Annotated in this window: 7 protein-coding genes and 2 rRNA genes (1 of these 9 cut by a window edge); 3 read left to right on the top strand and 6 right to left on the bottom strand. The window is 62.9% G+C overall.

Annotated features, from left to right (window positions below):
• Both DESPIGER_RS07340 and rrf read left to right on the top strand, forming a co-directional pair.
• A 23S ribosomal RNA gene (locus DESPIGER_RS07340) occupies positions 1-1,106 on the top strand (it extends 1,827 nt beyond the left edge of the window).
• A 42-nt stretch (positions 1,107-1,148) separates the two neighbouring features.
• Positions 1,149-1,263, top strand: a 5S ribosomal RNA gene (gene rrf, locus DESPIGER_RS07335).
• A 195-nt stretch (positions 1,264-1,458) separates the two neighbouring features.
• On the opposite strand, the gene DESPIGER_RS07330 is transcribed toward rrf, so the two are convergent.
• Complete coding sequence (locus DESPIGER_RS07330; protein WP_072335009.1) at positions 1,459-1,719, bottom strand: BTB/POZ domain-containing protein KCTD2; 261 nt, start codon at positions 1,717-1,719, stop codon at positions 1,459-1,461.
• Positions 1,720-2,102: 383 nt separating this feature from the next.
• Between DESPIGER_RS07330 and DESPIGER_RS07325 the strand changes: the two genes are divergently transcribed.
• Positions 2,103-3,026, top strand: coding sequence for a diaminopimelate dehydrogenase (locus DESPIGER_RS07325; protein WP_072335006.1), 924 nt, complete (start codon positions 2,103-2,105; stop codon positions 3,024-3,026).
• A 403-nt stretch (positions 3,027-3,429) separates the two neighbouring features.
• Here DESPIGER_RS07325 and DESPIGER_RS07320 read toward each other — a convergent pair whose 3' ends face one another.
• From DESPIGER_RS07320 to DESPIGER_RS07300, 5 genes are all read right to left on the bottom strand, one after another.
• Complete coding sequence (locus DESPIGER_RS07320; protein ID WP_072335003.1) at positions 3,430-3,663, bottom strand: thioredoxin family protein; 234 nt, start codon at positions 3,661-3,663, stop codon at positions 3,430-3,432.
• A 156-nt stretch (positions 3,664-3,819) separates the two neighbouring features.
• Positions 3,820-4,893, bottom strand: coding sequence for a permease (locus DESPIGER_RS07315; protein WP_156831650.1), 1,074 nt, complete (start codon positions 4,891-4,893; stop codon positions 3,820-3,822).
• Positions 4,894-4,959: 66 nt separating this feature from the next.
• Positions 4,960-5,283: an ArsR/SmtB family transcription factor gene (locus DESPIGER_RS07310; RefSeq protein ID WP_072335000.1), complete on the bottom strand. Its 324-nt coding sequence runs from the start codon at positions 5,281-5,283 to the stop codon at positions 4,960-4,962.
• Between the two features lie 231 nt (positions 5,284-5,514).
• The gene (locus DESPIGER_RS07305) at positions 5,515-6,345 is read right to left on the bottom strand and encodes a nitroreductase family protein (RefSeq protein ID WP_173783290.1); all 831 of its coding nucleotides are present in this window, start codon (positions 6,343-6,345) and stop codon (positions 5,515-5,517) included.
• A 142-nt stretch (positions 6,346-6,487) separates the two neighbouring features.
• Complete coding sequence (locus tag DESPIGER_RS07300) at positions 6,488-7,510, bottom strand: alpha-hydroxy-acid oxidizing protein (protein WP_072334994.1); 1,023 nt, start codon at positions 7,508-7,510, stop codon at positions 6,488-6,490.
• Positions 7,511-7,728 lie beyond the last annotated feature (218 nt).

Genomic DNA, 7,728 nt, shown 5'->3' with positions numbered 1-7,728 from the left:
CTGTGCCAAGTCGTATAGACGACGTATACGGACTGACGCCTGCCCGGTGCTGGAAGGTTAAAAGGAGGAGTCAGCGCAAGCGAAGCTCCGAATTGAAGCCCCAGTAAACGGCGGCCGTAACTATAACGGTCCTAAGGTAGCGAAATTCCTTGTCGGGTAAGTTCCGACCTGCACGAATGGCGTAACGATCTCCACACTGTCTCGGCCAGAGACTCGGTGAAATTGAAGTCGCGGTGAAAATGCCGTGTACCCGCAGAAAGACGGAAAGACCCTGTGCACCTTTACTATAGCTTGACATTGGGATTTGAGCCTGCATGTGTAGCATAGGTGGGAGCCTGTGAACCCTGTACGCCAGTATGGGGGGAGGCAACGTTGAAATACCACCCTTGTTTGTTCAGGTCCCTAACTCTTCGCCGTTACCCGGTAAGAGGACAGTGTCTGGTGGGTAGTTTGACTGGGGCGGTCGCCTCCCAAAATGTAACGGAGGCATGCAAAGGTTCCCTCAGGCTGATTGGAAACCAGCCGTCGAGTGCAAACGCAGAAGGGAGCTTGACTGCAAGAGAGACATCTCGAGCAGGTACGAAAGTAGGTGTTAGTGATCCGGTGATCCCGAATGGAAGGGTCATCGCTCATTGGATAAAAGGTACGCCGGGGATAACAGGCTGATCGCATCCAAGAGTTCACATCGACGATGCGGTTTGGCACCTCGATGTCGGCTCATCACATCCTGGGGCTGAAGCAGGTCCCAAGGGTACGGCTGTTCGCCGTTTAAAGTGGTACGCGAGCTGGGTTTAAAACGTCGTGAGACAGTTTGGTCCCTATCTTCTGTGGGCGTAGGAGAATTGAAAGGGCCTGTCCCTAGTACGAGAGGACCGGGATGGACACACCACTGGTGGACCTGTTGTCGTGCCAACGGCACAGCAGGGTAGCTATGTGTGGAAGGGATAACCGCTGAAAGCATCTAAGCGGGAAGCCTGCCTTAAGATAAGTTCTCCCTGACGCAAGTCCTGAAGGGCCGAGGTAGACGACCTCGTCGATAGGCTGGAGGTGGAAGCCCTGTGAGGGGTGGAGCTGACCAGTACTAATAGCCCGTGCGTCTTGTTTCTCGAAAAACCTTCCATCCCTGTTTCAATATTTTGACAAATTTCTTTGGTAGCCATAGAGGAGAGGGTACACCCGACCCCATTCCGAACTCGGAAGTTAAGCTCTCCATCGCCGATGATACTGCATAACGTCATGTGGGAAAGTAGGCCGCTGCCAAAGATCGTTCGAGACCCCCTTGCCGCTTTCAGCGCGAGGGGGTCTTTTTTGTATGGCGCGCCTGCCCGATCCCCCAGCGGCCGGACCTCTATCCCGCCGCTTTGCCGGTTTCAATGAAGAAGACCTCCTGCCACGCAGGAGGTCTTCTTCATTAAAAAAAAGGAGGTGGCTTCGGCCACCTCCTGGGCAGGCAATGATTTACTTCAGCTTTTCCAGAGCATCGTCATAGAACTTGCACATATTTTCCAGATTCTGTTCCTGCTGGACTTTCAGCAGCTGGGGCTGCAACTCCTGCATGATTTTGGCATAGCCTTGCGGATCGGCCTGGGATTTTTTCTGAACGGCAGCGGCGAATTCGTTGGCCTTCTTCTGAGCTTCCTCAGGAGAGCAGGCAGCCGACGCGAGGGAGGCGGTGGACAGGAGCAGGGCGCAGGCCAGCAGGAACGAAATTTTTTTCATACATACCTCGATGCGTTGGACAGCGGGGCTGTCGGTTGATTCCCATATGGGTCGTGTTACCTAAGCACACTTGCCGGCAGCAGGCAACCCATTATCACTTGCCATGGGGCAAGTTCCGGCTGTTTTTTGAAAAATCAAGGGTTGCGGAAGGTTGGAACATATTTTGCGTGCTACGCTGAGTGGGGGGACCCCTTTTGTGCCAGAAGGGAGAGCGGCAAAAGGACCGCCCTGCGCTTTGCGGCAGGCAGCGGGGCATGGGGGAGACCGCCTTGCCCTTGACGACGGGCGGCACTTCCATCTAAAAAAATGGCCTACTGACCAGGTCAGGAAAGTCTTGCGAGTGGCCAGAAGGCCGCTCCTGTTTTTTTGCCAAAGGAATGCATATGAAAAAGTTTACCCTTGCCGTCCACAGTCTCGGCAATATCGGTACCCGTGTGGTGGAAGCGGCCCTTGCCACTCCTGATTGCCAGTGCCTCGGCGTGATCCGTCGTGCCGAATCCCTGGGTACGCAGGGCCAGGCCCTGCGCGGCCTGCCCGAATTCGCCGATCTGGCCAGCCTGGAAGCTGCCCAGGGCCGCCCTGACGTCATCGCCCTGTGCGGGCCTTCGCGCAGCATCCCGGACACGGCGGAAGCGTTTCTGAAGCAGGGTTACAATTGCGTGGACAGCTTCGATATCCACACCGAGATCCCCGCCACCGTGGCGCGTCTGGATGCCGCCGCCAAGGCCGGCAACAGCGTCAGCATCACCGCCGCCGGCTGGGACCCCGGCACGGACTCCGTGCTGCGTGCCCTGTTCGAAGCCATGGTGCCCCGCGGCACCACCTTCACCAACTTCGGCCGTGGCCGTTCCATGGGCCATTCCGTGGCCGCCCGTGCCATCAAGGGCGTGGCCGATGCCGTGTCCATCACCATCCCCGTGGGGGGCGGCCGTCATTCGCGCCTGGTCTACGTGGTGCTGGAGGAAGGCGAGAACCTGGCTGACGTGACGGCCCGCATCAAGGCCGACGATTACTTTGCCCACGATCCGCTGGACGTGCGCCAGTGCCGTGACCGGGAAGAACTGGCTTTCGTGGCCGACCAGTCCCACGGCGTGCTCATGGAGCGCACCGGTGCCTCCGGCATGACCGACAACCAGATCCTCAAGTTCGACATGCGCATCAACAACCCCGCCCTGACCGCCCAGGTGCTGGTCTCCTGCGCCCGCGCCACGACCCGCATGCAGGCCGGTTGCCATACGCTCATCGAAGTGCCGCCCATCGCCCTGCTGCGCGGTGAACGCATGGACATCATTGCCCGCATGGTCTAACCAGCCATAAACGTTTGACGCGTTGTCCCCTGTCGCTTTTGGGCGGCAGGGGATTTTTGTTTCAGGAGGGGCGGAGGTCTGGCCCTGCCGGGATCGGACAGGCCGAGGGCCCTGCCGTGCAGAAGCAGGACAGCGCGCGGGGCCGGAGGGGCAAAGGCCGAAGGCCAGGGAGCCGGAGGGCGGAGCATGCGGGCTGCACGGCTCGTGGGGGGGACGGGTGACCGGCAGGATGTGGTCCGGGAAAGGGCGGTCTGGATACCGGGCATCAGGGCAGCGGACAGGGGGGCGCCTGCGCCCGCAGCCCGGGCCCCGTGAATGTGTGGCACCGGTCGCGCAACCAGGCCTCACCGGGTATTGCGCGACCGGCACTTGCATGGGTATGGCGTGATGACCGCCGGAAGCCTCAGGCGCCGAGCCAGCCCCGGACTTCTTCCGCACCGGGGACGCGCCCCGTGCACATGATGCCGCCATCGATGACCACCGCAGGGGTGGCCAGCACGCCCAGGGCCATGATCTCCCGCAGGTCGGTGACTTTTTCCACCGTGGCGTCGCTGCCGGAAGCAGCCACCGCCTTGCTGACGATCTCGTAGGCTTCGACACATTTGGAGCAACCGGGACCAAGGACTTTGATGATCATGATGCTGTCTCCTTCAGGATATTGAGAGGAAGTGCGGGAACGGGCTGTGCGGGGGCTGCTCTCCGCATACGGCTGGGGAAGGGCCGCCCCCGTCCCTGCCGTTCCCGCCGATGCCGGGAAGGGCCCGTGCTGCGTTCAGGCACGGGCCCGGTCTGCCTAGAACAGCGTGAGCTGCAGGCTGTTGAACAGCCAGCCCACCAGGGTGAAGATGACCAGCAGCAGGCCCAGGAAAAGGGCCAGCAGCTGCCAGCGCATGACCTGCTTGAGCATGAGTATCTCGGGCAGGCTGGCGGCCACCGTGCTCATGCAGAAGGCCAGGGTGGTGCCTACGGGCAGGCCCTTGAGCAGCAGGCTCTCCATGATGGGCACCACGCCCGTGACATTGCTGTACAGGGGGATGCCCACCAGCACGGCCACCGGGACGGACCACCACTGGCCCTGTCCCAGATGGGCGGCGAACCAGTCCTGCGGTACGAAGCCGTGCAGGAGCGCCCCCAGGCCCACGCCGATGATGACCCAGCGCCAGACGCGGCGGAAGATGCCCGTCATCTCGTCCCAGGCGAAACGGTGCCGCTCTTCCAGCCCCAGACGGGTCTCGCGCTCATCCCGTGCCGCCTGGCCGGAGACACCCAGCATGCCGCGCAGGAAGGGCTGCAACCAGCGCTCGGCGCAGAGCAGGTCCAGCAGCCAGCCTCCCAGCATGCCAGCCGCCATGCCGACGACCACATAGACCACGGTGAACTTCCAGCCCAGCAGGCCCCAGAGCAGGACCACGGCGATCTCGTTGATGAGCGGCGAGGTGATGAGGAAGGCCATGGTGATGCCCAGCGGGATGCGGGCCATGGTGAAGCCCAGGAAGAGCGGGATGCTGGAGCAGGAACAGAAGGGCGTGATGGCGCCGAACATGGCCCCCAGCAGATAGCCGATGCCCCGGCCCTTGCCGGAAAGATAGTCGCGCACCCGCTCCACATGCAGCCCGGCCCGCAGCCAGCCGATGCAATAGACCATCAGCACCAGCAAAAGCAGGATCTTGGCGCTGTCATAGAGGAAAAATTCCAGGGCCAGGCCCGGAGCCCCGCCGGGCGCCAGGGAGAGCAGGTCGAAGGTCAGCCAGGCGGCCAGAGGCTGGATGGACACATACAGGCCCGTCCAGGCCAGCAGCACGGCCAGGAATGTCAGGGCGTAACGCGGGGCGGAAAGAGGACGTGGCGCGGAAGGGGTCTGGTCCATAAAATATTCCTTATTGGCAAAATTGCCAAATTTAAAGGTAAAAAAATCCCGCCGCAGCGGGCCTGCCTAGTGGTTTCGCAGCATGTCCATCTGGCTCAGGATGCGTTTTTCCAGCAACTGGCCGGTACAGGCCAGGAACTGGTCCAGGCAGCAGAGGGCAAGGCTGTAATAGATGTTCACGCCCTGCTTGCGCCGGGTGACCACACCGGCGTCACGCAGGACAGCCAGATGCTTGGAGACGGTGGACATGTCGTCCCCCACCAGGGCCTGCAGGTCACAGACGCATTTTTCACCGTCGCGCAGGGCATCCACCATCAGCAGGCGGCTGGGGTGCCCCAGGGCTTTGAAGATCCGGGCCTGTGCCGCGATGAATTCCTTGTTGTGCTGCATGCTGTCCCTTTATTTGGTCATTTGGCAAAATAGTCTTTGATGGCCGTACTGTCAAGATGGTGCAGGAAAGACGCGCCCGGGTCAACGCCGACGGACGGCCCGAAGGCGGCAATCATGGCGACAGGGCCGGATAAAGAGACGGCGGCCGTACGGAAAGGATCCCGCATGCCGCCGTCCGTCATGGCCGGGCGGGGAGGTCTTGCCCTCCGCTCCGGCCAGGCTGGAAAAGGCTTACTTCCACTGGATGCGGTGCACGGTGGCCGGGCCGTATTCCACCGTGCGCGCGTAGCGGATGGCGGGCTCGCCCAGCAGCATGGCATACTGGAAGCTGTGGGTCTCGGGCAGGCCCAGCTCGGGCAGGAGCTCGGGCAGCATGAGCTGCAGGCACCAGTAGAGCAGGCCGCACCAGGTGGTGCCCAGGCCCAGGCTCTGGGCGTAGAGCTCCAGGTACGAAAGGTAGATGAGCGGATCCTGCTCCTGGCAGGGAGCGTCCTTGGCATTGCCCACCAGCACGAAGTGGGGCGCGCCGCGGAAGATGCCGTCGATGCCCTGTTCCTTCCACAGGCGCGGCGCCGCGGCGAAGAAGGCCGTGCGGCGGCACTGGGGCAGGGCATTGTGGAGGGCCTTGTCCGCCAGACGGGCATAGACGTCTTCACGGAAGGCCTGCATGCGGTCCATGTCGTCCATGACGCCCACCCAGAGCTTGCGGGCATTGACGCCGGTGGGGGCGTGGGCGCTCACGTCCAGCACCTGCCGCAGCAGGGCCGGGTCCACGTTTTCCGGCCGGTACTGGCGCACGGAGCGGCGGCCCTTGATGAGGGTCTCCAGCTGTTCGGGCCGGGGCCAGGCATTGAGGAGACGCCGGGAGGCGTCGGGGCTGTGCCCGTCCACACTGATGGCGCCCGTGGGGCAGAGGGCCAGGCAGTGGTGGCAGTGCATGCACAGGCGTTCGTCCTTGATGTAGGGGTGCCCTTCCTCGTCCATGCCCAGCGCGCGGGGCAGACAGTCGGAAAGGCACAGGCCGTAGGAGACACAGCGGTCGGTATCCACGGAAAACTGCATGATGCTGTCCTTTGAAAAAAAGAACCTGCCGCGGGGGCAGGCAGGGGAGGCCGCCGGTGCCGGGCCCCGCAGAGGGCGGCACCTTGCCGGGGCAAACGGAAACAGGGAGGGGCGGCCGCCCCTCCCTGAGATGCGTCAGCAACTAGCCGCGGTAGATGATGTGCTCGCGCACGTCGGCCAGGGAAGCGCAGCCGGTGAGCAGCATGGCCTGCACCAGCTGGCCCTGCATCTGCTGCCAGTACCTGGTCACGCCTTCCACACCGCCGCCGATGGCCGCGATGCAGAGCGGGCGGCCCACCAGCACGGCGTCGGCGCCCAGGGCCAGCATCTTGAGCACGTCCACACCGTCACGCACGGCGCCGTCGGCCAGGATGGTGATCCTGCCGCGCACGGCATCGGCGATGGCGGGCAGCACGGTGGCGGTGCCGGGGCAGTGGTCCAGCACGCGGCCGCCGTGGTTGGAGACCACGATGGCGTCGCAGCCGGCGTCGATGGCGCGATGGGCGTCATCGGGGGTCATGATGCCCTTGACGATGAACTTGCGGCCCATGTCATGCACATAGCGCACCACGGTCTCCAGTTCCGTCACGGACATGGGCATGACCGGGCGGCCCATCTTGCGCAGGGTGATGAGACCGGCGGCGTCCACGTCCACGCCCAGGATGGGGCTGCCGTCGGCCAGCACGCGGTCGATCTTTTCGAACAGTTCCTTGCCTTCCCAGGGCTTGATGAAGGGGATGCCGTGGCCGTTGCAGGCCTTCAGGGCCTTGACGGCGGCGTCGATGATGAAGGGCGGCACGCCGTCACCGGTACAGCCGATGACACCGGCGGCGCGGCTGCCTTCCAGGATGGCGAAGATGTAGTCGTCTTCGCTCATGGCATCGCTCATGTTGAAAGAGACGCCGCCGATGGGGGCCGCCATGACGGGGAAGCTCAGGTCGATGCCCAGGATGGTGCAGCCGGTGCGGGGCTCGCGGGCGTCGTGCAGGGCCGTCATGTTGAGTTTGCAGGCATTGAGGGCCTCGCGGTTGTTGCGGAAGCTGGCACCGGTGCCCAGGCCGCCCATGCCGGGCACTTCACCGGCACAGGCCTTGCCGTCGCAAACGGGACAAACGCGGCAGTGACCCTTCATGCGCTCGCGCGCGGCAGCTCTGATCTCTTTCATGGGATGACTCCTTGTAGGACAGGATGGTTGTGTTCGGGGCAGGCCTCCCGGATGCGGGGGCGGCATGGGCAGTATAGGTCAGGGCAGGGGACTTGTCATCCGCTGGATGGGGGCATATATTGTGAAAAAAATAACAAAACTGGGGGCACGGCGTCTTTCTCTGTACAGAGGGCATGTTCCGTGCTAGTTGCGACAGCAACATGCGGTAAAACCCCTTG

This window comes from Desulfovibrio piger, assembly GCF_900116045.1.
GTDB classification, from domain to species: Bacteria; Desulfobacterota; Desulfovibrionia; order Desulfovibrionales; family Desulfovibrionaceae; genus Desulfovibrio; species Desulfovibrio piger_A.
Note: the sequence above shows the minus strand (reverse complement) of the source record. Positions and strands in the feature narration are given on the sequence as shown.